29 protein-coding genes are annotated in these 23459 nt (G+C 62.7%); 18 read left to right on the forward strand and 11 right to left on the reverse strand.

Features of this window, described 5'->3' with window-relative positions; all coding sequences use genetic code 11:
• Positions 1–35: 35 nt before the first annotated feature.
• The 5 genes from V0U79_RS03500 to V0U79_RS03520 all read left to right on the forward strand — a co-directional run bounded on the left by V0U79_RS03500 (position 36) and on the right by V0U79_RS03520 (position 2557).
• Positions 36–860 carry a response regulator gene (locus V0U79_RS03500; RefSeq protein WP_330198082.1) on the forward strand — a complete coding sequence of 275 codons (825 nt, stop codon included), beginning with the start codon at positions 36–38 and terminating at the stop codon, positions 858–860.
• Between the two features lie 51 nt (positions 861–911).
• Complete coding sequence (locus V0U79_RS03505; RefSeq protein ID WP_330198083.1) at positions 912–1406, forward strand: PaaI family thioesterase; 495 nt, start codon at positions 912–914, stop codon at positions 1404–1406.
• Complete coding sequence (locus V0U79_RS03510; protein WP_330198084.1) at positions 1399–1815, forward strand: PaaI family thioesterase; 417 nt, start codon at positions 1399–1401, stop codon at positions 1813–1815. The genes V0U79_RS03505 and V0U79_RS03510 overlap by 8 nt, the downstream gene beginning before the upstream one ends.
• A 261-nt stretch (positions 1816–2076) precedes the next feature.
• Positions 2077–2442, forward strand: a complete 366-nt coding sequence (locus V0U79_RS03515; RefSeq protein ID WP_330198085.1) for a thiol-disulfide oxidoreductase DCC family protein — start codon at positions 2077–2079, stop codon at positions 2440–2442.
• Entirely contained in the window at positions 2417–2557 is a 141-nt protein-coding gene (locus V0U79_RS03520; protein WP_330198086.1) for a DUF2256 domain-containing protein, read from the forward strand. Before V0U79_RS03515 ends, V0U79_RS03520 begins: the two co-directional genes overlap by 26 nt.
• On the opposite strand, the gene V0U79_RS03525 is transcribed toward V0U79_RS03520, so the two are convergent.
• A complete protein-coding gene (locus V0U79_RS03525) occupies positions 2554–3459 on the reverse strand; it encodes a histone deacetylase family protein (protein WP_330198087.1) in 906 nt (301 codons plus the stop codon). The genes V0U79_RS03520 and V0U79_RS03525 overlap by 4 nt on opposite strands.
• A gap of 2 nt (positions 3460–3461) precedes the next feature.
• On the reverse strand, positions 3462–4481 hold the full coding sequence (gene ahr / locus V0U79_RS03530) for an NADPH-dependent aldehyde reductase Ahr (protein ID WP_330198088.1): 1020 nt from the start codon (positions 4479–4481) through the stop codon (positions 3462–3464).
• Between the two features lie 438 nt (positions 4482–4919).
• Here ahr and V0U79_RS03535 point away from each other — a divergent pair, with 438 nt between their 5' ends.
• Positions 4920–6248, forward strand: a complete 1329-nt coding sequence (locus V0U79_RS03535; RefSeq protein ID WP_330198089.1) for an MATE family efflux transporter — start codon at positions 4920–4922, stop codon at positions 6246–6248.
• Between the two features lie 144 nt (positions 6249–6392).
• Here the strand turns inward: V0U79_RS03535 and V0U79_RS03540 are convergent, their stop codons facing one another.
• Both V0U79_RS03540 and V0U79_RS03545 read right to left on the reverse strand, forming a co-directional pair.
• Positions 6393–7433, reverse strand: a complete 1041-nt coding sequence (locus V0U79_RS03540; protein ID WP_330198090.1) for a quinone-dependent dihydroorotate dehydrogenase — start codon at positions 7431–7433, stop codon at positions 6393–6395.
• The gene (locus tag V0U79_RS03545; RefSeq protein WP_330198091.1) at positions 7430–7780 is read right to left on the reverse strand and encodes a DUF952 domain-containing protein; all 351 of its coding nucleotides are present in this window, start codon (positions 7778–7780) and stop codon (positions 7430–7432) included. Before V0U79_RS03545 ends, V0U79_RS03540 begins: the two co-directional genes overlap by 4 nt.
• Before the next feature lie 121 nt (positions 7781–7901).
• Between V0U79_RS03545 and V0U79_RS03550 the strand changes: the two genes are divergently transcribed.
• Positions 7902–8528, forward strand: a complete 627-nt coding sequence (locus V0U79_RS03550) for a S24 family peptidase (RefSeq protein WP_330198092.1) — start codon at positions 7902–7904, stop codon at positions 8526–8528.
• Positions 8529–8706: 178 nt separating this feature from the next.
• Complete coding sequence (locus V0U79_RS03555; protein ID WP_330198093.1) at positions 8707–9066, forward strand: PRC-barrel domain-containing protein; 360 nt, start codon at positions 8707–8709, stop codon at positions 9064–9066.
• Here V0U79_RS03555 and V0U79_RS03560 read toward each other — a convergent pair whose 3' ends face one another.
• The 4 genes from V0U79_RS03560 to V0U79_RS03575 all read right to left on the reverse strand — a co-directional run bounded on the left by V0U79_RS03560 (position 9067) and on the right by V0U79_RS03575 (position 11921).
• On the reverse strand, positions 9067–9288 hold the full coding sequence (locus V0U79_RS03560) for a helix-turn-helix transcriptional regulator (protein ID WP_330198094.1): 222 nt from the start codon (positions 9286–9288) through the stop codon (positions 9067–9069).
• Positions 9289–9291: 3 nt separating this feature from the next.
• Positions 9292–9708 carry a hypothetical protein gene (locus tag V0U79_RS03565; RefSeq protein ID WP_330198095.1) on the reverse strand — a complete coding sequence of 139 codons (417 nt, stop codon included), beginning with the start codon at positions 9706–9708 and terminating at the stop codon, positions 9292–9294.
• Between the two features lie 100 nt (positions 9709–9808).
• A complete protein-coding gene (locus V0U79_RS03570; RefSeq protein ID WP_330198096.1) occupies positions 9809–11392 on the reverse strand; it encodes a lysine--tRNA ligase in 1584 nt (527 codons plus the stop codon).
• 82 nt (positions 11393–11474) lie between these two features.
• Positions 11475–11921: an ABA4-like family protein gene (locus tag V0U79_RS03575; protein WP_330198097.1), complete on the reverse strand. Its 447-nt coding sequence runs from the start codon at positions 11919–11921 to the stop codon at positions 11475–11477.
• Between the two features lie 427 nt (positions 11922–12348).
• On the opposite strand from V0U79_RS03575, the gene V0U79_RS03580 reads away from it, so the two are divergent.
• From V0U79_RS03580 to V0U79_RS03595, 4 genes are read left to right on the forward strand one after another with little or no spacing between them, the layout of a single operon-like run.
• Positions 12349–12999, forward strand: a complete 651-nt coding sequence (locus V0U79_RS03580) for a TetR/AcrR family transcriptional regulator (protein ID WP_330198098.1) — start codon at positions 12349–12351, stop codon at positions 12997–12999.
• The gene (locus tag V0U79_RS03585) at positions 12989–13924 is read left to right on the forward strand and encodes an HlyD family secretion protein (RefSeq protein ID WP_330198099.1); all 936 of its coding nucleotides are present in this window, start codon (positions 12989–12991) and stop codon (positions 13922–13924) included. Before V0U79_RS03580 ends, V0U79_RS03585 begins: the two co-directional genes overlap by 11 nt.
• Before the next feature lie 4 nt (positions 13925–13928).
• Positions 13929–14852 (forward strand): ABC transporter ATP-binding protein, encoded by a 924-nt coding sequence (locus tag V0U79_RS03590; RefSeq protein WP_330198100.1) that lies wholly within the window; start codon positions 13929–13931, stop codon positions 14850–14852.
• The gene (locus tag V0U79_RS03595; RefSeq protein ID WP_330198101.1) at positions 14849–15952 is read left to right on the forward strand and encodes an ABC transporter permease; all 1104 of its coding nucleotides are present in this window, start codon (positions 14849–14851) and stop codon (positions 15950–15952) included. The genes V0U79_RS03590 and V0U79_RS03595 overlap by 4 nt, the downstream gene beginning before the upstream one ends.
• Here V0U79_RS03595 and V0U79_RS03600 read toward each other — a convergent pair.
• The 3 genes from V0U79_RS03600 to V0U79_RS03610 are packed head-to-tail and all read right to left on the reverse strand — an operon-like array spanning position 15949 to position 16823.
• A complete protein-coding gene (locus V0U79_RS03600) occupies positions 15949–16143 on the reverse strand; it encodes a helix-turn-helix transcriptional regulator (RefSeq protein ID WP_330198102.1) in 195 nt (64 codons plus the stop codon). The genes V0U79_RS03595 and V0U79_RS03600 overlap by 4 nt on opposite strands.
• A complete protein-coding gene (locus V0U79_RS03605) occupies positions 16140–16574 on the reverse strand; it encodes a hypothetical protein (RefSeq protein ID WP_330198103.1) in 435 nt (144 codons plus the stop codon). Before V0U79_RS03605 ends, V0U79_RS03600 begins: the two co-directional genes overlap by 4 nt.
• 9 nt (positions 16575–16583) lie before the next feature.
• Positions 16584–16823: a hypothetical protein gene (locus V0U79_RS03610; protein ID WP_330198104.1), complete on the reverse strand. Its 240-nt coding sequence runs from the start codon at positions 16821–16823 to the stop codon at positions 16584–16586.
• Between the two features lie 197 nt (positions 16824–17020).
• Here V0U79_RS03610 and V0U79_RS03615 point away from each other — a divergent pair, with 197 nt between their 5' ends.
• The 6 genes from V0U79_RS03615 (at position 17021) to V0U79_RS03640 (ending at position 23444) form a co-directional block, all read left to right on the forward strand.
• Positions 17021–17506 carry a SixA phosphatase family protein gene (locus V0U79_RS03615; RefSeq protein ID WP_330198105.1) on the forward strand — a complete coding sequence of 162 codons (486 nt, stop codon included), beginning with the start codon at positions 17021–17023 and terminating at the stop codon, positions 17504–17506.
• 115 nt (positions 17507–17621) lie between these two features.
• Positions 17622–19121, forward strand: a complete 1500-nt coding sequence (locus V0U79_RS03620) for a glycosyltransferase (protein WP_330198106.1) — start codon at positions 17622–17624, stop codon at positions 19119–19121.
• A 221-nt stretch (positions 19122–19342) separates the two neighbouring features.
• Complete coding sequence (locus V0U79_RS03625) at positions 19343–20812, forward strand: efflux RND transporter periplasmic adaptor subunit (protein ID WP_330198107.1); 1470 nt, start codon at positions 19343–19345, stop codon at positions 20810–20812.
• The gene (locus V0U79_RS03630; protein WP_330198108.1) at positions 20812–21495 is read left to right on the forward strand and encodes an ABC transporter ATP-binding protein; all 684 of its coding nucleotides are present in this window, start codon (positions 20812–20814) and stop codon (positions 21493–21495) included. Before V0U79_RS03625 ends, V0U79_RS03630 begins: the two co-directional genes overlap by 1 nt.
• A complete protein-coding gene (locus tag V0U79_RS03635) occupies positions 21492–22724 on the forward strand; it encodes an ABC transporter permease (protein ID WP_330198109.1) in 1233 nt (410 codons plus the stop codon). Before V0U79_RS03630 ends, V0U79_RS03635 begins: the two co-directional genes overlap by 4 nt.
• 18 nt (positions 22725–22742) lie before the next feature.
• Entirely contained in the window at positions 22743–23444 is a 702-nt protein-coding gene (locus V0U79_RS03640; RefSeq protein ID WP_330198110.1) for a DUF4197 domain-containing protein, read from the forward strand.
• Positions 23445–23459: the final 15 nt, after the last annotated feature.

Consider the following 23459-nt stretch of genomic DNA (forward strand, 5'->3'; position numbering starts at 1 on the left):
CTTGCCGTTAAGTATGGCTCGTTTCGGAGGGGTGTATGGGCGCAGCCGCTGCCATCGAGAGTTTTGCTCACTGGTCATCGACCGGTGACACGTGGCGTGACCGCCCGGTTCTCGTGCTTGAGCGGGGAGCCCTGATGCGGCGTCTCCTTGTCGCCGCGCTTAAAAACGCCGGCGCGCAGACGATTATCACCGCCAGCGACGACGCCGAGGCTCGCGCCATCATTGAAGCCGATTTGCCCGGCACGGTCGTAACCGACTGGCGTGCCGATGCCAGCAATCATCGCGAAGCCCTGTCTCTGGTGCGTTCGATCCGCAGCAGCGATAATCCGGCCTTCAGGGATGTGCCGATCGTCCTGACCAGCCAGTTCACCTCCCGCACCGATGTTGAACGCGCCCGCGATGCCGGCGTTTCCGAATTCCTGAAGAAGCCGCTCTCGACCAATCATTTTCTCGAGCGCGTGCAATCGGCGGCCCTGCCCCGCCAGTTCGTCCGCGCCACCCGCTATTCCGGCCCGGATCGCCGCCGCAAACCGCGCAGTCCGATCGAGCCCTCCTTCAAGCGTCAGCGCGATGTCGAGAATGGCCTCGTCGATTCCTTGCAGGCCGCTCGGAATGCCTGCTATGCGCTCGCTGTCGAGGTTGCCCGCGATGGCTGTCAGCATGCCCGCCGCGTGTCCGCCTCGCTGAAACGCTATCTGACGGCGGTTGATGAATTCGGCCCGACCGAGAACGAGATCGTGGAAATGCATCGCGCCGCTCTGGTCCAGCTCGACGATGTCCGCGATGAAGGCGCGCCGGTGCGTCTGGCCGTGGTCCAGAGCCTGGAAGAAGTGGTGCAGATGCGCCTCTCCCGGCTCTAGCCTCCCCCCGTTTTCCCGCCTATGTGTGAAGCCTCACCAAGAGGAGGCTCCATGCCGGAATCCCTTCAGGATCTGCTTGATCGATTGGCGCCACTGATCGTCGATGGCTCGCCGCATGCCCAGGCCCTGGGTCTGGCGCTCGACGGGCTCGGCCCGGGCCGCGCCACCATGCGCGCACCCTATCGCGAGGATCTGATCGGTGATCCTGAAACCGGCGTCCTGCACGGCGGTGTGGTGACCGCCCTGCTCGATCATGCCTGCGGCGTCGCGGCGTTCTCCGGACTGGGCGGCAAGGAAACCCCGGCCACGCTGGATCTGCGCATCGACTACATGCGCCCTGCCGAGCCCGGCAAGGATATCATCGCGGAAGCCGAATGCGTCCGCGCCCATGGCCTCATCGCCTTTGTCCGTGCCACCGCACATGATGGTGATGAAAGCGATCCGGTGGCCATGGCCTCGGCCGCCTTCATGGTCACCCGCCCGTCAAAGGCCGCCGCCGAGAAGGCCCGCAAGATCATGGAAACCGGGACGATGCCCCATGAGTGACGATCTCATCCAGGCCCTGCTGGAAGTGCCCTATGTCGCCAAGTTCGGCATCCGCTTCGAGCGCAAGGGCGACGAGCTGACCGGTATTCTGCCCTATGACGAGCATCTGGTTGGCAACCCGCTGGTGCCGGCCCTGCATGGCGGAGCAGTGGGTGCCTTCATGGAAGTGGTCGCCTCGGGCGCCCTGCTCGCCTCGCAGAAACTGGTGCGCCTGCCCAAGCCGATTGATGTGGCGGTGGATTATCTGCGCCCGGCCCGGCCGGTGGATGTCTATGCCCGCGCCCTGATTGGCCGCTCCGGCTCGCGCGTCGCCAATGTCCGCGTCGAAGCCTGGCAGGGCCGCCGCGAAGCGCCGGTCGCAACGCTGCATGGCCACTTCCTGATCAAGCCGGAACCGGTGGCGGGGTAAGCATCAAAGAAAGCTCCAGTGGAGCTTTCGACATCCGACGGGAAGACGGCGCAGCCGTCAGGGTGGGGTGAGATATGGAACCCTCCTTCGAGGCTCGCTGACGCGAGCACCTCAGGATGAGGTGTTTGTCTGGTTCCTGCTTACCTCATGCTGAGGTGCTTTCCGCAAGGAAAGCCTCGAAGCACGCAAGAACTGCGGCGGGGCGCCGCGAGGCACCCTGTCACATTGGATTTGCTTGAACACCGCCCTAGCTTGCGCCTCATGAAGACCGATAAAGTCATCGCCTATTATGACGGGCTCTGCCCCTTCTGCGTGCACGAGATGAAAGTCTATGAGCGCCGCGGACAGGGCCGTGTTGTCCTGCACGATGTGAACGGCGATATCCCGGATGATGTCGACCGCAAGGCCGCACTCGATGCGCTCTGGGTCCGCAAGGCCGATGGCGAGCTGGTCACCGGCTGGGATGCCTTCATTTCCATATGGGAGCGCAGCCCGGGCTTTGGCTGGCTGGCCGCCCTCACCCGCCCGGCTCTCATCAAATGGCCGCTGGATAAAATCTATCGCTTCCTCGCCCCTTACCGCCCCCGCCGGAAATGTGCCGATGGCGCGTGCCAGATCGAAAGCTGATCTTCCCTCGAAAACCTGCGTGACCTGCGGCCGGCCTTTCACCTGGCGCAAGAAATGGGAACGCGTCTGGGACGAGGTGAAATACTGCTCGAAGCGGTGTGCGGGGCGGCGTTAGATCGCCCTCGCCACCTCCGCAAACGCCAGCGCATGACGTTTGGCCAGTGCCGTAACATCCCGCGAATAGCCACCGCCCATGACCACGCAGAGCGGCACAGCGGCGCGTTTGACCGTCTCGGTCACAAAGGCTTCCCGCTTCGCGAGGCCTCGGTCTGACAGATCCAGCAGGCCCAGCCGGTCATCGCGGTGCGGATCGACCCCGGCATTGTAAAAAACGAGGTCCGGTTTTTCCTGCGCAATCAGGTCCGGCAGCGTGTCGGCGAGGACGCGCATGTAAGCCTCATCTCCCAGCCCTTCCTCCAGCCCGATATCAAGATCGCTCGGCACCTTTCGGCGCGGCCAGTTCTTCTCGCAATGCAGGGAGAAGGTGAAGGCGCGGGGCTCATCCGCGAAAATCTTCGCCGTCCCATCGCCCTGGTGCACGTCCAGATCAACGATCAGGATTTTTCCCAACGAGCCTTCATCCAGCAAGAGCCGCCCAGCCACGCCGACATCGTTGAAAACGCAGAACCCCGCCCCGCCTTCGGGCATGGCATGGTGCGATCCGCCCGCCAGATTGCCAGCCACGCCATGCTCCAGCGCCAGCCTCGCAGCCAGCACCGTTCCGGCGACGGAATGCCGGGTGCGGTGCTCGATGAACTTCGTGACCTTGAAGCCGATCTTCCTCTGGGTCGCTTCATCCAGCGTCTGGCCGAGCACGCCTGCCACATAGTCGGCATCATGGACCAGCGTCAGCCAGCTTTCCGGGGCGAGGATGGGCGCGTGGTAATCGTCCAGCGAGCCCACCACGCCATCATCGACCAGCTGCTGGGCCGTGGCCCGGTATTTGTCCATGGGAAAGCGGTGCGTCGGCGGCACATCCTTCGCAACATAGAGCGGATGATAGACCAGTGGCAGCAAGGTCAGTCGAAATCGGCTTCCAGCACGAAGCGGTAGCGGACATCGCCCTTCTTCAGGCGCGCGATCGCCTCATTGATCTTCGACATCGGCAGATGCTCGGTCTGCGGCGTGATGTCGTGACGCGCACAGAAATCCAGCATGGTCGCGATGGTGGCCGGCGCCCCGACGGATGATCCCGTCACGCTGCGCTGATTATCCATCAGCATACCGGCCGCCACCGGCATCGGGTCCATCACCGCACCCACCATGTGCAGCTTGCCGCGCGGCGCCAGCGCCGCGATATAACGCGACCATTTCAGCGGCACATTCACGGTGGAGAGCACCATGTCATAGCGGCCCCGCTCGGCTTTCAGCGCAGCTTCGTCCCGGCTGTTGACGATACGATGCGCGCCCATGGCGCGGGCTTCTTCGGCCTTGGCCTCGGTGGAGGTAAAGGCCGTTACCTCACAGCCCCAGGCGCGCAGGAATTTCACCGCCATATGACCCAGACCGCCAATACCGATCACGCCCACCTTGTCGGTCGGCTTGATATTGTTCTGGACGATCGGATTGAAGACCGTGATGCCGCCGCAAAACAACGGTCCGGCTTTTGCCGCATCCACGCCCTCGGGCAGTTTCACCGCCCAGGCGGCCTGCGAGCGGACCTTGTCGGCAAATCCGCCAAAGCGCCCCTGATGCGCCGCCGCGACGCCCTTGGCATCAGAGCACATATTATGATCACCGCTCATGCAGGTATGGCAGGTCAGGCAGGAATGCGCATACCAGCCAACACCCACCCGGTCGCCGATTTTCAGATGGGTGACATGGGCACCCACTTCGCTGACCCGGCCGATCACTTCATGGCCCGGCACCAGCGGATATTGCGAGACGAACCACTCATTATCGATCAGGGACACGTCGGAATGGCAGAGCCCGCAGGTCTCGACCGCAATCTCCACCTCGTCCGCCGGTAGCGGCCCCGGATCATAATCATAACGCTCCAGCGCGCCGCCCTGCTCTTTCGCTGCCCATGCCCGGATCATCGTGTCACTCCCCGCAATGCTTTCCTGTCTCAGACGTTACTACACCGCTCTCTCGGACCAGTCGCAACAACCGATCTAATTCGCAAGGAACTAACCGTAGCGGACGTGAGATTGATCTAGATTTTGAATATGTCCGCGGCGAGCCGACGCAAGTAAAATATCCCCATCATGGATGCGGGAACCCACCATAAAATTTCCCAGCTGCCATAGAGTAATTTTGAAATCAGTAACGAAAGGATGCAGGAAAACGCCAAAACGAAAACTGGAATAATGACATAATCCAGTACCAAGCGGCCCAGACCAGACGATTTCGCGTAAAATTCAAAAATTGCCAGCAACACTCTCAAGCTCCAAAAGCGGAAATGCCCGCAATGCTTTGTGAACAGCATATAGGGTGCGGGCGATTGCGTCCCACCCCTTTGCCGCTAAACCGCAGTCATGGATCCTGTTGCCCTCACCCGCAAAGACGTGCTGATGCGCGCCTGGCCGCTGGTGTTTGCCAATGCCGCCGTGCCGCTGGCCGGCGTGGCCGACACCTTCGTGCTGGGCATTGCCGGGGACGAGACCGATCTGGGCGGGGTGGCGCTGGGGGCGGCCCTGTTCAGCGCTGTTTACTGGAGCTTCTATTTCCTGCGCATGGGCACGACCGGCCTCACCTCGCAGGCCGACGGCGCCGGCGATGAAGCCGAGGTCCAGCGCTCGCTGATCCGCGCCCTTGTGCTGGGTGTGGCCATCGGCGCCCTGATCATGGCGCTACAGGGCGTGGTCTCGGGCATCGGCTTTTCCATCCTGCAGGGCGGAGAGACGGTCGAGGCCAATGGCGCGCACTATTTTCACGCCCGCGCCTGGGGCGCGATCGGGGCGTTTGGCGTCTTTGCCATTACCGGCTGGCTGATCGGGCTGGGCCGCTCGACCGAAACCCTGATGATCCACGGGCTGATCAGCCTGGTGAATATCGTCCTCGATCTATGGTTCGTGCTGGGGCTGGGCTATGCCGCGGGCGGCGTCGGCGCGGCCACCGCCATCGCCGAATGGTCGGGGCTGCTCCTCGGCATTGTCTTCATCCTGCGCGTCATCCCCAGGCGCGGCGGCTGGTGTGCCGATATTTTCGACCGCGCCCGCCTGCTTGATGCCGCGGCACTCCGGAAGATGATCGACGTCAACGCCAATCTGATGATCCGTACCTTCGCGATGCTGATCGGCTTTACCTGGTTTGCCAATGCCGGGGCCCGGCAGGGCGCGGCCGTGCTGGCCGGCAACCATGTCCTGTTGCAGGTGATCACTGTCACCGCCTTCGTGCTGGATGCCTTCGCCTATATCTCGGAAACCGAATCCGGCCGCGCCGTGGGTCAGAAATCGGTGAAGAGATTGCGCCGGGCGCTGATCCTGACCGCCGAACAGGCGCTGGTAACCGGGGCGAGTTTCGCTGTCCTTCTGCTCGCCTTCGGTGATGATCTGCTGGCGCTGGTGCTCGGGGACGAGGACGCGCGGCGAGAGGCCATCCGCTACCTGCCCTGGTGTGCCGCCGTGCCTTTGATGGGCGCCATGGCGTGGATCTTCGACGGTATCTTCATCGGTGCGACGCGCGGCGCCATGTTGCGCAACGCCGCCATCGGAGCCGTGCTGATCTATCTGATTGCCGACTATTTCCTGGCCCCCGCCTTTGCCAATCACGGCGTCTGGGCCGCTTTTCTGATCTATTACATTGCCCGCGCGGCAACGCTGGCTGTGCAATATCCGGCGTTGGAGAGAAGGTTGGCGGGATAATGCACGGGCCGAGGCTGATCTACGATCAGCACCTCACCATGAGGTAAGATGAAGCTTCAAAACTCACCTCATCCTGAGGTGCGACCCCGGACTAGCTTGCACCCGCGAAAGCGGGTGATCCGGGGGAGCCTCGAAGGACCCACCTTAGACGTCAGCCCCCACAGCCTCACCAACACTGGAATACCCGTCCGCTTTCAGCCGATCGGCGAGGCCGCGATTGATGCGGGCAACCAGGCCGGGGCCTTCATAAACGAGGGCGGAATAAAGCTGCACGGCAGAAGCGCCCGCGCGGATCTTGGCATAGGCGGTGTCCGCATCCTCGATCCCGCCAACGCCGACCAGCGGCGTCTTTCCGCCGAGGGATTTCGCAAACGCCTTGAGCAAGGCCGTCGAACGTTCAAACAAGGGCCGCCCCGACAGGCCGCCCGTTTCGGCCCGGTCCGCACTGGCCAGCGTGTCCGGCCGCGCAATCGTCGTGTTCGAGACGATCAGCGCATCGATTTCATTCTCGACGACACTGGCGGCGATATCGGCCAGGTCCGCGTCTTCCAGGTCCGGTGCGACCTTCAGGAAGACCGGCGCAGCGCCTTTGGCCGCCATCACCCGCTTCAACAGATCATCCAGTGCCGCTTTTGACTGCAGGGCACGCAGACCCGGCGTGTTGGGTGAGGAAATATTGACGGTGAAGAAATCCGCCAGCCCGTCCAGCGCCCGCAGCGAGGTGACATAATCCTCGGTCCGGTCCTCCGAATCCTTGTTGGCACCCAGATTGACACCGACCACGCCGGGGCGGCCGATCCGGGCCGACAGGCGTTCCTTCAGGGCCACCAGACCGGCATTGTTGAAGCCCATCCGGTTGATGACCGCGCGATCCGGCGTCAGACGGAACACGCGCGGCTTGGGATTTCCGGCCTGAGGGCGCGGCGTCACCGCACCGCATTCAACAAAACCGAAGCCCAGCTTCAACAACGCGTCGATCACTTCACCATTCTTGTCATAGCCGGCCGCCAGCCCGACAGGATTGGGTAATTCGATACCGGCGAGGGACGTCTGCAGGATAGGGTCCGGCACGATATGCGGGGCCGGCACCAGCCCGGCCTTTAGCGCTTTCAGACTGGCCTGGTGGGCCGCCTCCGGCGGCAGGGCGTGCAGTAAACGGGTGCCGAGCTTGCCGAACTCACTCATGAGGACAGATCGTCCGGCAACAGCCAGCCGCCCTCATCGCCCTTGCGCAACAGGCGCACTGTGCGCACTGCGATCATCGGCAATTCGTCATAGAGATGCGGGAAGAGATCACCGCCCCTCGCCTTCTCCCAGACCAGCTCGTCGCCGAAATGGCGGGTATCCACCTCGATCAGGGCCAGCCGGTCGAAATCGGCAAACCATTTCTCAAGCGTTCCCGGCAATTGTTCGGCGGTGGAGAAATGGATGTAGCCATCTTCCAGATCGACACCCGCCCCTTTGAAAACGCCCGCGCTCATCGCCTCCGCCCAGACCCGCGGATCGACCAGCTTGTAGATCGGTTCACTCATTGCCCGCCCCTCCCTTCGGAGCGCTTGCGGAATATTTTCCGGCTGATACTCTATTTGTGGTTGTGGTCAAGGAATATATTCCTGTAGTAAGGATCGACTCAGCTTGAGCGGAATAAACACCATGCTCACCCATAATCAAATCTGGAAAGGCGTGGACCGCCTTGCCGCCCGGGCCGGGCTGACCACATCCGGCCTGGCGCGCCGGGCCGGGCTGGATCCGACAACGTTCAACGCCTCAAAGCGGATGAGCGCGGATGGCAGCCGTCCGCGCTGGCCCTCGACCGAGAGCATTGCCAAGGCGCTGGCGGCAGTGAGGGTCGACTTCGAGGACTTTGCCGTGCTGGCCAGCGGCGCCGCGCAGACCCGCTCTGTCCCACTGATCGGCTTTGCCCAGGCGGGCAATGACGGCTTCTTCGACGATGCCGGCTATCCTGTCGGCGAAGGCTGGGAGGACGTGGTCTTTCCCGGCGTCGAGGACGCCCACGCCTATGCCCTGGAGATTTCCGGCGATTCCATGCTGCCGGTCTTCCGCGATGGTGACCGAGTCGTCATCGCTCCCGGCGAATTGCCGCGCAAGGGCGATCGCGTCGTCGTCCGCACGATTGACGGCGAGGTCATGGCCAAGGAGCTGGCCCGCTTTACCGAGGGCGGCCTCGAACTGGCTTCGCTCAACCCGGATTACCCGGACCGGCGGCTGGACGCGTCCGAAATATCCTGGATCGCAAGAATTGTATGGGCGAGCCAGTGATCCACTAGATGTGGTGTTACGTAATGGTTAATGACATTGGCCGTTTCGTCACATTCTCGACATGGTCATGTCACTGAAAAGTCGCCGAATCAGCGGCGTAAGAGGCTTGCGTAAGGGAGCAAATCAGAACGCCCCGGCGCGCAAGGTTGATCTGCCACTCTTAGAAAGGAGTCCGGCCATGTCTATCCTCCCCCGAATCTCCTCCGCCACCGCCCTTCATGGCATTTGTGTTGTCAGCCCGTCCGGCCGCAAGCTGGGCCATCTCGATGATGTCGTCGTTGGCGTCACCACGGGCCGCGTCATGCATGCCGTCATCCGGCTGGATGAAGCCAGCGAGCTGGGTGAAAGCCTCTATGCGGTTCCCTGGGAAGCGCTGACGCTGGATCCGGCCTATGACCGTTGCGTGCTGAACGTGCCGATCGAGACGCTGCGCGCCGCACCGGCCTTTCCGACCCGCGATGCCGTCAACGATGCCGATCCGCGCCTGCGCCGTATGCTGAACCAGCATTTCGGCGAATACCGGCCGGCCGCCGCCTGATCAGGCCTCTTTCGGGTACTGGAAGACCTCTTCCAGTGGCACCCTGAACACATTCGCGATCTGGAAGGCGACTTCCAGCGACGGGGAATATTTTCCCTGCTCGATGGCAATGATGGTCTGGCGGGTCACACCGACCCGCCTGGCCAGCTCCGCCTGGGTCAATTCCTGCGAATGAAAGCGCAGCTCGCGCAGGCGATTGGTAATGCGGGTGGGTTTGCCCATGGCTTACACCCCCCGCCGGCAATCGATCAGCTTGGAGATGGACTTCACCAGCTCTCCGGCGACCAGCCCGCCCAGCGCCGCATGGGCAATCCAGAACAGCGAACCACCGGTCAGCGCCAGCGTCAGCGTCCCCAGCAAGCCCAGCGCCATGATGAAGCCGCCGCGCTGATCCCCGCGCAGATCGATCAACCGGTCACGCTCATCGCTCTCGTCCTCCGAGCGCGTGACGATGGCAATGGCGATATGCGCCACAATGCTGATCACGATCATCAGCCCGACCGTCCCGATCAGCCGCATATTGTCCGCTGTTTCCGGCACCCCGCTTTCGGCCAGTCCGCCGAAGGTGGCGCTGGCATACCAGCCATAGACGGCCAGCATCGCCGCCAGCAGCACCCACGTACTTTTCTCCTGAAAACTCATGTCAAACCTCATCGACCTAGTGTTAGTTATTTTTGACATGACGGGATGTAAGGCCTCGCTGACGTGATGTCAAATTTTTCTGACATAGGTCAGAAGTGCGTCAGGATTTTACCAATTCTCCGGCCAGGCCCTGCTCGATCAGGGCGATGGTTTCCGGGATGCCGTAGATCGCCACGAAGCCGCCAAAGCGCGGGCCCTGTGACTGACCCAGCAGAACTTCATAGAGGCCCTTGAACCAGTCGCGGAGGTTCTCGAAAGGCTGTTCCTTGCCAGCGGCATAGACCTCGTTCTGGATCGTTTCCGGATCCTTCTCGTCGGCGCCCAGCGCCTTCAGCCGTTCGACCAGGTCCAGCATTGCCGCGCGCTCCAGCTCGGAGGCTTCGCGATAGACTTTCTCCGGCGCCACGAAATCCTCGTAATAGGCCACGGCGCGCTCGGCCAGACCATCGAGGACCGGATCGGATTCCGGCGTCGCTTCCGGCGCATACTTGGTGATGAAACCCCACAGCGTCGCCTTGTCATGCGCGCCCGCCACCGAGGCGAGGTTGAGCAGCATGGCAAAGCTGACCGGCGTTCCATGGTCGGGCGGATTGCCGTCATGGATATGCCAGACCGGGTTTTCCAGCCGCTTGGCCTCGTCCTGACCCTGATAGGCGGCGAGATGCTGGTAATACTCGTCCACCGCCTTGGGAATGACATCGAAATAGAGACGCTTGGCCGTGCGCGGCTTGGTGAAATTATAGAGCGACAGGCTCTCCTGCGTGCCATAGCGCAGCCATTCCTCGACCGACAATCCATTGCCCTTGGACTTGGATATCTTCTCGCCCTGCTCGTCCAGGAACAGCTCGTAGACGAACTGCACCGGCGGCTCGACGCCGAGGATGCGGCAGATGCGCGAATAGATCGGCGCATTGGTCTGGTGGTCCTTGCCGAACATCTCGAAATCAACGCCCAGCGCGGCCCAGCGCATGCCGAAATCCGGCTTCCATTGAAGTTTCACATTGCCGCCCGTGACCGGCAGGGTGACGTCCTCGCCGTCCTCGTCGGTGAAGGTGATCGTGCCGTCGGACGGGTTGGTGGCCTTCATCGGTACGTAAAGCACATGGCCGGTCTTCGGCGAGATCGGCAGGAAAGGCGAATAGGTCGCCTGCCGCTCCGCCCCCAGCGTCGGCAGCATCACCTTCATGATGTCGTCGTATTTTTCCAACGCGCGCAGAAGCATCTCATCGAACGCGCCGGAGCGGTATTGCTCGGTCGCCGACAGGAATTCGTATTCGAAGCCGAACCCGTCGAGGAAGGCGCGCAGGCGCGCATTATTGTGCTGGGCAAAGCCGTCATGCGTGCCGAACGGGTCGGGCACATCGGTCAGCGGCTTTTGCAGATATTGCTGCAGCATTTCCTGTTGCGGAACGTTGGTGGGCACCTTGCGCATGCCGTCCATGTCGTCGGAAAAGCAGATCAGGCGGGTTTTGATCTTGTCATCCGTCAGCACGCGGAAGGCATGGCGCACCATGGAGGTGCGGGCCACCTCGCCGAAGGTCCCCATGTGCGGCAGGCCGGACGGGCCATAACCCGTCTCGAAAATCACCTCGTCCTTGCCCGTCTTTTCCACGCGTTTCAGCAATTCCCGCGCGAGCTCGAACGGCCAGGCTTTGGCGTTGGCGGCAGCGGCGGAAAGGGACATGGGATCAGGCTTTCTGTGATTGCAGGGATATGGGCCCCGGCAACTAGGCCCCGCTTGGCCTTTCGTCAATGGTGGGAGGACCTCACCCCTCCACCAGCGACCAGCCGCCCTTGCCGGAAAACTTGCGAGTCAGGAGATAGATCGCCAGCCCGATCGGGCCGAACATCAGCGTGAAGAACAGCGCTGGCAGGACGATCCATTTGTTGAGGCCGACGCGCAGCGCATCGCGCGCAATCCACGCGCCGACAAAGAGGTCGAAGACCAGATAATGCGTCCAGCCGGTCAGCACGCCGACCGGATGCGAGAACAGCGCCATCACCGCCGCCAGCGAGGACATGCCCGCCTCCGGATCGGACTGGCCGAATAAGATGCCAGCGGAAAGAAAAGCAAGATAGATCGCCGCCAGGATCAGCGGATAGAAGGCCGCATGCACGATGCGCCGCGTCCAGACCCAGCCGGGCGCCACGGCCAGCAAAGCCCACGCCGGCGCGATGAGAATGTGCAGGGCGGTGTAATAATGCTCGTACATGGCAGCCTCCGGTTTTCCGGGCGATGCTAGCGGGATGTGGGCGCGTTGCCACTCTGTTGATTTCCACGCGCGTCATTCCGGGGCGCGCCACAAGCGCGAACCCGGAACCCATGCCGTGACGGCGACAGTCCGGAATGGGTCCCGGATCAGGCTATCGCCTGCCTGCGATGACGAGAATTCGATCAGTCCAGCGAAATAACATCCACCTCATGGTGAGGTGCCCGGCATGGCCGGGCCTCGAACCACGCAGCACGCTGGACCGGGTCCTTCGAGGCCCACTGCGTGGGCACCTCAGGATGAGGTGAAATTTTAGAGCTCGATTTCGCCCCGCCTTACGTCCCTCTCTCCTCCACTACCCCGCTCCCCCTCTCCCTCTTCCCTGCCACGCTTCATTGCAACTGACTGACCGGTCAGTTATAAGCGGGGCATGAACACCTCCATCAAGTCCCGCCCTGCCCGGCGCCGCCCGGAAGACCGGCCTGACGAAATCCTCTCCGCCGCCCTGGAAATCTTTACCGAGAACGGCTTTGCCACCGCCCGGGTGGAGGACATCGCCAAACGCGCCGGCCTCTCCAAGGGCGCCGTCTATCTCTATTTCGATAGCAAGGAGGCGATGCTGAAAGCGCTGGTAGAGCAATCCGCCGGGCGTATCGTCAATGCCGCTTCCACCCTGTCCATGATGGGCGCAGAACAGGACCCGGAAGCCACATATCGCGCCATTTTGAAAATGGCGCTGATCGCGCTGGCCGACCCCGACATATCGGCCGCACCGCGTCTGGTGCTGGCCGAGGCCGGCCAGTTCCCCGAACTGGCGCAATTCTACCGCAAGCGGGTGATCGAGGTCGGCCGCATGGCGATGCGCCATCTGGTGGAGGAGGGCCGGAAAAGCGGCCGCTTCCGCGACATCCCCAGCGAGGCCGCCCTTCTCACCTTCATCGGCCCGGCGGTCGCCCAGATGATGCTGTCCACTGTCTTTCGGCTGGAGGATGATCCCGAACCCGACCCGTCCGAACTGGCCGATGCGATTGCCGATATTGTTCTCAATGGTCTCAAGACCCGGAGCGCGAATGATGCGTAGAGCGGTTCTCCTCCTGCCCCTGCTGATCGCCGCCTGCGGTGAAACACCAGACCCGCATTATCTGGGATATGCCGAGGGCGATTACCGCCTGATCGCGCCACAGGTTGCCGGACAGATCGAGACGATTGCCGTCACCGAGGGCCAATATATCGATGCGGGCGATATCCTGTTTGAACTGGATTCCTCGGTCGATGCCGAGCAACTGGCCGCCGCACGCGCCCGGCTGGAAGCGGCCACGGCGCGTTTTGATGATGCCGCCGCCGGCGGGCGTGAGCCGGAAGTCGAAGCCGCCCGCGACCAGCTGGCCGCCGCCCGGGCCTCCCAGCGCGAAGCGACCGAAAATCTCGACCGCCAGCGCGAGCTTTTTGCCCAGGGCATTGTGCCACGCGCCCGGCTCGATGAAGCCGAGGCCGCCGCGAGTGCTGCCAATGCGCGGGTTGCGGAAATGCGCCAACGCGTGACGCTGGCCTCCCTGCCCGCGCGAGAGAACCAGTTGCGCGCGCTGACCGCCGAGATCGCCGCGGCCCAGGCCGAGGAGGACCGGCTGGAAGTCTATCTGGAGCGCTTCGCTGTCCATGCACCTGCTGCCGGCCTCATCGAGCGCCAGATCCGGTATGAGGGCGAACTGGCAGGACCCGGCCAACCGGTCTTCCGGTTACTACCCGATGGCGCCCTGCATGCCGTGATCTTTATCCCGGAAGCCGAAATCGGTGACTGGGCGCCGGGCGATACGCTGTCGGCTGATTGCACATCCTGTGCGGACGGGCTGTCTGTTACGCTGACGCGCATCGACCCCCAGCCATCCTTCACCCCGCCGGTCATCTATTCCGAGGACCAGCGCGAGCGCCTGGTCTTCCGCGCGGAAGCCGGATTCAACGGTGCGGTCCCGCCCGCCGGCACGCCTTTGACCTTCCGCCCGGAATAGAGCGGTGAGCGAGGCCGCCATCCGGGTCGAGGGATTGACCAAGCGCTTCGGCGACAAGACCGTCGTCGACGGGTTTTCCATGGAAGTACCCAAGGGCGCGATCTACGGCTTTCTCGGGCCGAACGGCTCGGGCAAGACCACCACGATCCGCATGATGTGTGGCCTGTTGAAGCCGGATGCGGGCGGCGGTGAGGCTCTGGGCCTCGACATCCGCACCGAGGCCCGGGCGATCAAGTCGCGTGTCGGCTACATGACCCAGAAATTCTCGCTCTATGGCGATCTGACTGTCCGCGAAAATCTCGACTTCATGGCCCGCCTGCACGCCCTGCCCGATGTGAAACGGAAGGTCGAGGGAGCGCTGGAAGAATACAATCTCGCCCCGCGCGCGAAACAGCTGGCCGATACGCTGTCAGGCGGCTGGAAGCAGAGGCTGGCACTCGCCGCAGCCTCATTGCACGCGCCCGGCCTCCTTTTGCTGGATGAACCGACCGCCGGCGTCGATCCCAAGGCAAGGCGCGATTTCTGGGACCGCATCCGCAAGCTCGCCCGCCAGGGCGTCACCGTGCTGGTCTCGACCCACTATATGGACGAGGCCGTGCAGTGCGATTTCATCGCCTATATCGCCTATGGCCGAAAGCTGATCGATGCGCCTTCCGGCGAGATTGCCGATCAGGTCGGCCTGCATACCTGGCGCATTGAAGGCAAGGGGCTGCAACCCATCCAGGACGCGCTGGAAGGCGCGGACGGGGTGGACCAGATCGCCCGTTTCGGCTCGGCCATGCATGTTTCCGGCAAGGATGAGGACAAGCTGCGCCGCGCCGTTGAACCCTTCGCCGATCGCGACGGCATCACGGTGTCAAAGGCCAGGACCGGGCTGGAAGAGGCTTTCATCTATCTGATGAGCGGGGCGGAGGACAATTTCTCATGATGGCCTCGCTCTCCCGCATCCTCGCTGTCCTGATGAAGGAATTCATCCAGATGCGGCGCGACCGGCTGACTTTCGCGATGATGGTCGGCATCCCGCTCGTCCAGCTTTTGCTCTTTGGCTATGCGATCAATACCGATCCGCGTCATCTGCCCACCCTGATCGAGCTCGGCGATGACGGACCGGCCGTGCGCGCCATCATCGAGACGATGGAAAATTCCGAGTATTTCGACATTCAGGGCACGATCGGACCGGGCGAGGCAGATGCCGCCATGCGCACCAACGAGACGATTTTCATTCTCGTCATACCGCCCGATTTCGAACGCGATCTGATGCGCGGCGAACAGCCTGACATTCTGCTGGATGTGGACGCGTCCGATCCGGTGGCCGCAGGCGCCGGCGCCGGGGCCTTTCCCCAGATCGTGGCGCGGGCCCTGGCGGAACAGGGGGCCGGCCCGCCAGCGGCCAACGCCGTCATCCATCGCCGCTATAATCCGTCCGGCGAGACGGCGATGAATATCGTGCCCGGTCTTCTGGGCATCATCCTGACCATGACCATGGCGATGATGACCTCGATGGCGATCACCAAGGAAGCCGAACGCGGCACGCTGGAAACCCTGCTCGCCACACCAACACGGCCACTGGAAGTGATGGCCGGCAAGATCGCGCCCTATGTGCTGGTCGGCGCACTGCAGGTAGCGCTGATGCTGCTGGCGGCGCGATACCTGTTCGGGGTCCCCTTCTGGGGCGATCCGCGCGCTTTCCTGCTGGCGGTGACGCTGTTCATTCTCGTCAATCTGTCGCTGGGCTTCCTGTTCTCGACCCTGGCACGCACCCAGATGCAGGCCATGCAAATGACCTTCTTCGTCTTCCTGCCCTCTATCCTTCTGTCGGGCTTCATGTTCCCGTTTTCGGGCATGCCGGCCTGGGCCAGGACGATCGGCGAGGCGATCCCGGCCACGCATTTCATCCGCGCCGTGCGGGCCATCATGCTGAAAGGCGCCGATACAGCCGAAGTCCTGACCGATCTCTGGCCGCTGGCGGTTATCTTTGCGGTGATCGCCACACTGGCGCTGACCCGCTACCGCCGGACGCTGGATTAGGCCTCGTCGTCAAAAATCTCTTCTATCGGCATCCCGAACTGCCGGGCGATCTTGAAGGCCAGTGGCAGGGACGGGTCATACTTGCCATTCTCGATCGAGATGATCGTCTGGCGCGACACACCCAGCGCATCGCCGAGCGCCTGCTGGCTCAGCCCTTTCTCACCCCGCAGCTCCCGGACGAGATTCTTCATTCGTAGCGCCGTTTCACAAGGTGAAGGGCGACGTAATAGGCAATGATCCCCAACGGCATAGCCATCGTGCCGAACAACCCCAGCACGCCGTCGCGCAAAACCGAGATATTCCACAATTCCAGCGTCATACCGCCAATGGAGATGAGCAGGGCGACCGCACCGAAACCGCAGGCCAGCGCCGTGATATGGATCCGCTGTTGCAACTCGTCCAGCTGGCGCATCAGGTGAACGAATTCATAGATCAGCCATAACAGCGCCAGCATGCCGGCATATCCCATGACGAGTACGACCAGCCGTGATGTGCCGGCATCCTCGGCGATCTGCGAACCCAGATAGAACGGCAGAAAGAGCAGGCCGGCGGTCAACGAGCGCCAGACATAGCGCCGTTTTGCAGCCTGCGGGGCCGAACTGGCTTCGGGCATCAGGTCCATGACTGCCTCCTATCCTGCGTCGCCGGTAAGCCTGTCCCAGAGTTTCCGCCGGTTCGCGAACAGGGTCCAGCCGCCAATGATCGCCAGCGCCCAGACCAGGATTTCTGTCGCCAGGGCCGCGACAGTAACCGCAACCGTAAAGGCCGCGATCGAGTCAGTCGAAAAATAGGTAATGATAACGCCCGCCCATGCGGCAACGAAGAAAAGCACAGACATGGCAAGCCCCAATTGGCGGATTAACTTTGTCATTTCGGTTTCCATTCCGGGGAAGTTCAGGGCGTTGTTTCGCGCCCAGTTTGTTAAGTTACCTTGACATGTGTATTGCAAAGCTTCCTTTACGTCAAGCGTCCTTAACATAATTTCCGGAACCGTGGAAAACCGCATTGGAAAGTGGCCTTTTGGGCAAGCTGCGGGCAAAATCCGGTCATCTGTCAGAAGGAAACCGGATGCCGCGCCTGATCCTCGTCCGCCATGCCAAGGCCGTTGACCGTTACGATGCCGATGATGATTTCGAGCGCGGGCTGACGCCGCGCGGGCGTGAGGACGCCGCCGAGACAGCGCGCCAGCTTCAGGCTGCCGGCATTGGCGCCGACCTGGCGCTGGTCTCACCCGCCCAGCGGACGCTGCAGACCTATATCGCCATGCGCGAAATGATCGGTAATCCGGGCTTCGAGGATCCGATGGCGCTCTATCACGCCTCACCCGACATGCTGCTCCGGGCTCTGTTGGACGCACTGGACCGCGCCACATCCATCCTGCTGGTCGGACACAATCCCGGCATTGGTGTGCTGGCCCAAAATCTCGCCGAGCGCGCAGGCCGGCTGCAGGACATGCCGGATGGATATCCGACTTCGGCCGCTGCCGCTTTCAGTGTGCCGGATGCCAATCTGGACACCGTCACGCTGGACCTGATCGTCAATCCCAAGGCCTGATCACCGGCCAGACTCGCCTGCTGCTGAAATAAACGCTATAGTTGCATTTCGTCAGCATCGGGGGTGGGCGGTGGACGGTCATGGTTTTGCCGCGGGTCAGGAGACCCGGAGGGTCATGCGCGCGGTTGAGCGGCTGGTCCCGCACAGGCTGGCTGACAGCTTTGCCGATCACGCCGCCAATGGCCTGTTCCGGCAGTCCCCGGAAGCGTCCGCTCGCGCCGGCCTGACGGTAAGCCAGAAGAAACTGATCCTGTTGGCCGGCTTCATGCTTGTTGCCACCGGCCTGATCTGGCCGGCCATCGTTTGGGCCAGTGTCCAGATCGCCGCAGCCCTGTTTTTCACCTTGCTGATCCTGTTCCGGCTGGCGGCTGTCATCCTTCCACCGCGCCTTGCTCCGTCGCGCCGGCTCGACGACGCCGACCTGCCGGTGATCACCCTGCTGGCACCGGTGTTTCGTGAAACCGCCATTCTCGATCAGCTGATGCGGGCGCTGGGCGCGATCGACTACCCGCCGGCCCGTCTCGACATCAAGATCATTCTCGAGGAAGGCGACGCCGGTACCATCAGAACGGCCCGGCAACTGGCCTTCGACAGCCGGTTTGAACTGGTCATCGTTCCGCCGGGCGTGCCGCAGACCAAGCCGCGTGCCCTGAATTATGCGCTTCGCTTTGCCCGTGGCGATATTATCAGCGTCTATGATGCCGAGGACGTGCCTCACCCCGCGCAGCTGCGGGCGGCCGCCGAAGCCCTCGCCGCTGGCGACGAGCGTCTCGCCTGCGTCCAGGCGCCGCTTAACTGGTATAATGACCGCAAATCCTGGCTGACCCGGCAATTCGCGCTGGAATATGCCGTTCAATTCCAGGCCATCCTGCCGCTGCTGACCAGATGGGGCATGCCTTTACCCCTGGGTGGAACCAGCAATCATTTCCGCCGATCGGCGCTTGAAGCCGCCGGCGGCTGGGACGCCTATAATGTCACAGAGGACGCAGATCTGGGCTTCCGCCTCGCGCGGATGGGGTATCGCAGCGAGGTCATTGCTCCGCAGACGCTCGAAGAAGCCCCCGAAACGCTGGCGCCATGGGTGAAGCAACGCTCGCGCTGGCTGAAAGGCTTCCTGCAAACCCTGGCGGTTCACTGGCGCAGTCCTGCCCGGCTTCCGGTCAAAGCGCATCTGTCACTCATGCTGACCATCGGGGCCGCCTGCCTTTCCGCCATGTTGCATTTGCCACTGCTATTACTGGCCGCCCTTTTGCCCCTGACCGGTATTGCCGACTTTCATGCTCCGGCGGCGGGCCTTCTTTTGTGTGGTTATGCGGCAAACATGCTGTGTGCAGGGATCGCGATCCGACGCGCCGGAATGCGAACCCGCCTGATTGATATCCTGCGTATGCCCCTTTATTGGCCTCTCCAGACCGCGGCAGCGTTCAAGGCCATGGCGGAATTGCGCACAAACCCCTATTTCTGGGCCAAGACCGAACACGGCTTTTCCCGGGCCCCGGAGACCGAATGTCCCTCACCCTCACCCTCATCCTGCAGGTCGTCTCCCTTGCCGCCTTTGCCTTCTGCGCATGGCAGACCCGCCACGAGCCGGATCCGGCCAAAGGTCCGCGCCTGATTCCCTGGACATTTCTGGCGATCACGCTGGGTTTCTGGAACCTTTTGCTGGTCGCTCATCTTTTGTCCTTTGTCGGGATCGAGACCGGAGGGCGCTTCCGGGACCGCTTCGGCATCTAGCCGCAGAATGCTAATTCACTTGAACTCACCGCCAACTGCGTCAAATACGACGGGGACAGGGGCTGAACGGCGTTAACCGTTCACAGATCGGGGCAGACCTTGATGAACAAATGGTGGTGGGGCGGAATTGCCGCCGCAATCCTTCTCGTAGCCGCAGGCTGGTTCATGTTCGGCCGCAGTGCGCCTGTGGGCGAGCTGACCATCGAAACCGAACCGGCGGCGCTGGCAGACATCCGCCGCTCCGTCGCCGCCACCGGCTCCGTGCGCGCCCGCGTAACAGTAGAGGTCGGTTCCCAGCTCTCCGGACAGGTGGCCGAGCTGAATGTCGATTTCAATTCGCCCGTGGAAGAAGGTCAGGTCATCGCGCGGATCGACCCGCAGACCTTCGAGACCCGTGTAAGGGAAGCCGAAGCCGCTGTCTCGACCGCCGAGGCCCAGGTCTCGCTGCAACAGGCCGGCCTGCAGCGCGTCAACGCCAACCTTCGCGTCGCCGAGGAAGAATTCGAGCGGGTCGAAAATCTGCACGAGCGCGGCATTGCTTCGGCGGCCGCCTATGAAGCCGCAGAGGCCGCTCTGGAATCGGCCCGCTCGGAGCGCGCTGTCGCCATCGCCCAGATCCAGAACGCCCGCGCCACGCTGCAGCAACGTGAAGCGACGCTGGCCGGTGCCCGCATTGATCTGGAACGCACCGTCATCCGCTCGCCGATCGATGGCGTCGTCATCAATCGCGCGGTCGATATCGGACAGACCGTCGCCGCCAGCCTTTCCGCACCCGTCCTCTTCACTATCGCCCAGGACCTGTCGGTCATCCAGATCGATGCCCAGGTGGATGAGAGCGATATCGGCCAGATCCGCGAAGGACAGCTGGCGACGTTCAATGTCGATGCCTTTCCGGGCCGCGACTATGAAGGCCGTGTCGACCAGGTGCGCCTGGCCGCGACCAACGAGGCCAATGTCGTGACCTATACTGTCGTGGTCACCGCGGAAAATCCGGGCCAACGTCTTTTGCCGGGCATGACCGCCAATATCGACATCGTGACGGGCGAGCGGACCGGCGTTCTGACCGTACCCAATGGCGCGCTTCGTTTTCGGCCTTCGGGCGCTCTGGAAGCCCTTGCCCGCCCGGCCGAGGTAACTGAACAGGGTCAGCGCGGTGGTGGACGCGGCGCTGGCGGTGGGCGCGGTGGCGGCATGATGGACCGTCTCGCCGAGCAGCTGGACATGACCGAGGCCCAGCGCGAAGAGGCCCAGCAAGCTGTCCGTGCCGCTTTCTCGCAAATGCAGAGCCAGATGCAGGCCGGCGGCAGCCCGCCTGACCGCGCCGCCATGAACCAGCTCTTTGCCAATGCGATGCGCGACGTGCTCACCCCCGAACAGATGGACCGCTTCCGTCAGATCCAGGCCGAAAATGCAGAGACCCGCACCGCCAGTGTCTGGGTCGAGGCCGAAGATGGCATGCTGGAAGAGCGCCGCCTTCGGGTGGGTGTCGGTGACAGCCGCAACACCGAAGTGGTCGCCGGACAGCTGGAGGAAGGCGAAGCCGTCATTACCCGCGCCCGAATGGTGGAATAATGGCAGCACCGTTGATCCGCTGCCGCGATCTCACCCGCGTTTACAGGATGGGGGATAATGAGGTCCACGCCCTGCAAGGCGTCTCGACCGATATCGCGGAAGGCGATTATGTCGCCATCATGGGACCGTCGGGTTCGGGCAAATCGACATTCATGAACATGATTGGCGCACTCGACCGTCCGACGTCCGGCACACTGGAGATCGACGGCGAGCGCCTCGATAATATGAAGCCTGACCAGCTGGCCGCTTTCCGAGGCCGGCGCGTTGGTTTCGTCTTCCAGCAATTCAACCTCCTGCCGCGGACCAGCGCTGTCGAGAATGCCGGCCTGCCGCTGATTTATGCCGGGATCGAGGCCGCCGAGCGCAAGGCCCGCGCCGAAGCCCGCCTGAAACAGGTCGGTCTGGGCGAACGCATGGATCACCAGCCCTCACAACTCTCTGGCGGACAGCAACAGCGCGTCGCGATCGCGCGCGCTCTGGTCAATGACCCGGCCATCCTGCTGGCTGACGAACCCACGGGCGCGCTCGATTCGCAGACCTCCGAGGAAATCCTTGATATCTTCGACCAGCTGAACCGCGAGGGGATGACGATTATCCTCGTCACTCACGAGGCGGAAGTCGCCGAACACGCCAAGCGGCAGATCGTCTTCCGTGACGGCGAAATAGTGGAGGACAGGTCATGAACCTTCTGGCTGCCATCCGGGTTGCACTGGTCGCCTTGCGCGTCAACGCGCTGCGGACCGCCCTCGCCATGCTGGGCGTTATCATCGGTGTCTCGGCCGTAATCGTCATGGTCTCCGTCACCGAAGGCGCCAAGGCCGCAGTCGAGGAACAGATTGCGTCATTCGGTGCCAATCTCCTGATCATCCGGCCAGGCTCAAGCGCCTTTGGTGGGCGCCATGGCGGGGCCGGTACAGCCACTTTCCTAAACGACGAGGACGTCAATGCCATTGCCACCGAAATCGATGGCGTGCTGGGCGCTTCCGGTGAGATCAGTGGCAATACCGCCATTGTGGTTGAGGGGGAGAACTGGACGACCCGTGTCCAGGGCGTGCATGCCGCCTATTTCGAGACCCGCGACTGGTTCCCGGCAGAGGGCCGTCCCTTCTACCCGGAAGAGGTCAATTCCGGTGCCCGCGTCGTGGTGCTGGGCCAGACCGTGGTCGAGGAATTGTTTGGCGCTTCCGATCCGATCGGACAGACTGTGCGCCTCGGCTCCACACCGATGGAAGTGATTGGCGTGATGAGCGAAAAAGGCCAGTCCAGCTGGGGCTCTGACCAGGATGATGTTGTCCTTGTTCCGGTCACCACGGCCCGGGACCGCATACTGGGATATCAGCTCGGTGTCCGCGATCCGGTTTTCTCGGTTTATGCCGAAGTCTCGCCTACAGCGAACCCGGACATCGTCACCGCCGACATCGAGGATCTGATGCGGATCCGGCGTGATATCCAGCCCGGCGCAGAGGATGACTTCAATGTCCGCAATCTGGGTGAATTCATCCGCGCCAGAAACGAGACGGAAAACCAGCTTGGTCTTCTACTGGCCGCCGCGGCCGCCATCTCGCTGCTGGTCGGCGGGATCGGCATCATGAATATCATGCTGGTTTCAACAACAGAGCGCACGCGGGAAATCGGCCTGCGATTGGCCGTCGGTGCCAAACGTGCCGACATTCGCAACCAGTTCCTGATCGAGAGCGTCATGCTCTGTTTTACCGGCGGTCTGATCGGTCTGGCGATCGGCGTCGGGGCGGCCGCCTACATAGATTCGCTGGATGAATTTCCCGTCCAGATCCAGCCCACAGTGGCGCTGATTGCCATCGGCGCATCGGCTTTCGTGGGCGTTTTCTTTGGATTTTATCCCGCACATCGGGCATCAAGGCTGGACCCTATCGAGGCACTGCGCTTCGAGTAACGGTCACAGGAGGTGATCATGATGCACCGCCGCCGCTTTCTGATTACTGCTTCAGCCACCCTGGCATGGCCAGCCACAGCCCACGCGCAGGGCGCGGCTCCAGCCATCCGCAACATGCTGGTGACCGCCACCCGGCTGGCCACCGAACGCCTCGGCCGTCGCGACGGGTTTTTCGGCGACTCGATTGTCAGAATACCGTTGCCGGGCCTTCTGGGGCGCACGCAGGACCGGCTCGAACCCATAGGTCTGTCCGGACCGCTGGATGATCTGGAAATGCGCATGAACCGCGCTGCCGAAGCGGTGATGCCGCAGGCGCGCGACCTGGTCGTCTCCGCGATCCGCTCGATGACGATATCGGACGGCATTTCCATCCTGCGCGGCCCTGACACCGCCGCGACGCAATATCTGCGCGGCCGCACGGAGACGTCCCTGACACGCTTGCTGCGCCCGCCCATGGAATCAACGCTCGCGTCTTCAGGCGCTTATGGCGCGCTCGATCAGGCGGCCGGACTGGTCGACACACGATCCAGCCTCGGCCAGCTATTCGGTGGCCGAGGCTCGCGCGGTGCGGCGCAGGACTTCCGCGGCGAGGTCACCGACTTTGCCGTTGAAAAGGCACTCGACGGCATTTTCCATTATGTCGGAGAGGAAGAGCGCGGCCTTCGCCGTAATCCGACCAACCGGACACGCGACATTCTGAGAGGTCTGTTCGGCCAGTAAATTATCAAACAGGGG

Origin of the sequence: Hyphobacterium lacteum (genome assembly GCF_036330345.1) — a bacterium.
Taxonomy (GTDB): domain Bacteria; phylum Pseudomonadota; class Alphaproteobacteria; order Caulobacterales; family Maricaulaceae; genus Hyphobacterium; species Hyphobacterium lacteum.

Bases quoted from the DNA above. Each gene is read 5' to 3' on its own strand.
- V0U79_RS03605 (WP_330198103.1), bottom strand. From the start codon at position 16,574: ATGGACCTGATGCCCGAAGCCAGTTCGGCCCCGCAGGCTGCAAAACGG.
- V0U79_RS03505 (WP_330198083.1), top strand. From the start codon at position 912: ATGCCGGAATCCCTTCAGGATCTGCTTGATCGATTGGCGCCACTGATC.
- V0U79_RS03570 (WP_330198096.1), bottom strand. From the start codon at position 11,392: ATGTCCCTTTCCGCCGCTGCCGCCAACGCCAAAGCCTGGCCGTTCGAG.
- V0U79_RS03565 (WP_330198095.1), bottom strand. From the start codon at position 9,708: ATGAGTTTTCAGGAGAAAAGTACGTGGGTGCTGCTGGCGGCGATGCTG.
- V0U79_RS03595 (WP_330198101.1), top strand. From the start codon at position 14,849: ATGATGGCCTCGCTCTCCCGCATCCTCGCTGTCCTGATGAAGGAATTC.
- V0U79_RS03620 (WP_330198106.1), top strand. From the start codon at position 17,622: ATGCGCGCGGTTGAGCGGCTGGTCCCGCACAGGCTGGCTGACAGCTTT.
- V0U79_RS03555 (WP_330198093.1), top strand. From the start codon at position 8,707: ATGTCTATCCTCCCCCGAATCTCCTCCGCCACCGCCCTTCATGGCATT.
- V0U79_RS03585 (WP_330198099.1), top strand. From the start codon at position 12,989: ATGATGCGTAGAGCGGTTCTCCTCCTGCCCCTGCTGATCGCCGCCTGC.
- V0U79_RS03630 (WP_330198108.1), top strand. From the start codon at position 20,812: ATGGCAGCACCGTTGATCCGCTGCCGCGATCTCACCCGCGTTTACAGG.
- V0U79_RS03635 (WP_330198109.1), top strand. From the start codon at position 21,492: ATGAACCTTCTGGCTGCCATCCGGGTTGCACTGGTCGCCTTGCGCGTC.
- V0U79_RS03520 (WP_330198086.1), top strand. From the start codon at position 2,417: ATGGCGCGTGCCAGATCGAAAGCTGATCTTCCCTCGAAAACCTGCGTG.
- V0U79_RS03545 (WP_330198091.1), bottom strand. From the start codon at position 7,780: ATGAGTGAACCGATCTACAAGCTGGTCGATCCGCGGGTCTGGGCGGAG.
- V0U79_RS03600 (WP_330198102.1), bottom strand. From the start codon at position 16,143: ATGAAGAATCTCGTCCGGGAGCTGCGGGGTGAGAAAGGGCTGAGCCAG.
- V0U79_RS03550 (WP_330198092.1), top strand. From the start codon at position 7,902: ATGCTCACCCATAATCAAATCTGGAAAGGCGTGGACCGCCTTGCCGCC.
- V0U79_RS03560 (WP_330198094.1), bottom strand. From the start codon at position 9,288: ATGGGCAAACCCACCCGCATTACCAATCGCCTGCGCGAGCTGCGCTTT.
- V0U79_RS03610 (WP_330198104.1), bottom strand. From the start codon at position 16,823: ATGACAAAGTTAATCCGCCAATTGGGGCTTGCCATGTCTGTGCTTTTC.
- V0U79_RS03625 (WP_330198107.1), top strand. From the start codon at position 19,343: ATGAACAAATGGTGGTGGGGCGGAATTGCCGCCGCAATCCTTCTCGTA.
- ahr (WP_330198088.1), bottom strand. From the start codon at position 4,481: ATGATCCGGGCATGGGCAGCGAAAGAGCAGGGCGGCGCGCTGGAGCGT.
- V0U79_RS03640 (WP_330198110.1), top strand. From the start codon at position 22,743: ATGATGCACCGCCGCCGCTTTCTGATTACTGCTTCAGCCACCCTGGCA.
- V0U79_RS03575 (WP_330198097.1), bottom strand. From the start codon at position 11,921: ATGTACGAGCATTATTACACCGCCCTGCACATTCTCATCGCGCCGGCG.
- V0U79_RS03500 (WP_330198082.1), top strand. From the start codon at position 36: ATGGGCGCAGCCGCTGCCATCGAGAGTTTTGCTCACTGGTCATCGACC.
- V0U79_RS03510 (WP_330198084.1), top strand. From the start codon at position 1,399: ATGAGTGACGATCTCATCCAGGCCCTGCTGGAAGTGCCCTATGTCGCC.
- V0U79_RS03580 (WP_330198098.1), top strand. From the start codon at position 12,349: ATGAACACCTCCATCAAGTCCCGCCCTGCCCGGCGCCGCCCGGAAGAC.
- V0U79_RS03615 (WP_330198105.1), top strand. From the start codon at position 17,021: ATGCCGCGCCTGATCCTCGTCCGCCATGCCAAGGCCGTTGACCGTTAC.
- V0U79_RS03515 (WP_330198085.1), top strand. From the start codon at position 2,077: ATGAAGACCGATAAAGTCATCGCCTATTATGACGGGCTCTGCCCCTTC.
- V0U79_RS03540 (WP_330198090.1), bottom strand. From the start codon at position 7,433: ATGAGTGAGTTCGGCAAGCTCGGCACCCGTTTACTGCACGCCCTGCCG.
- V0U79_RS03535 (WP_330198089.1), top strand. From the start codon at position 4,920: ATGGATCCTGTTGCCCTCACCCGCAAAGACGTGCTGATGCGCGCCTGG.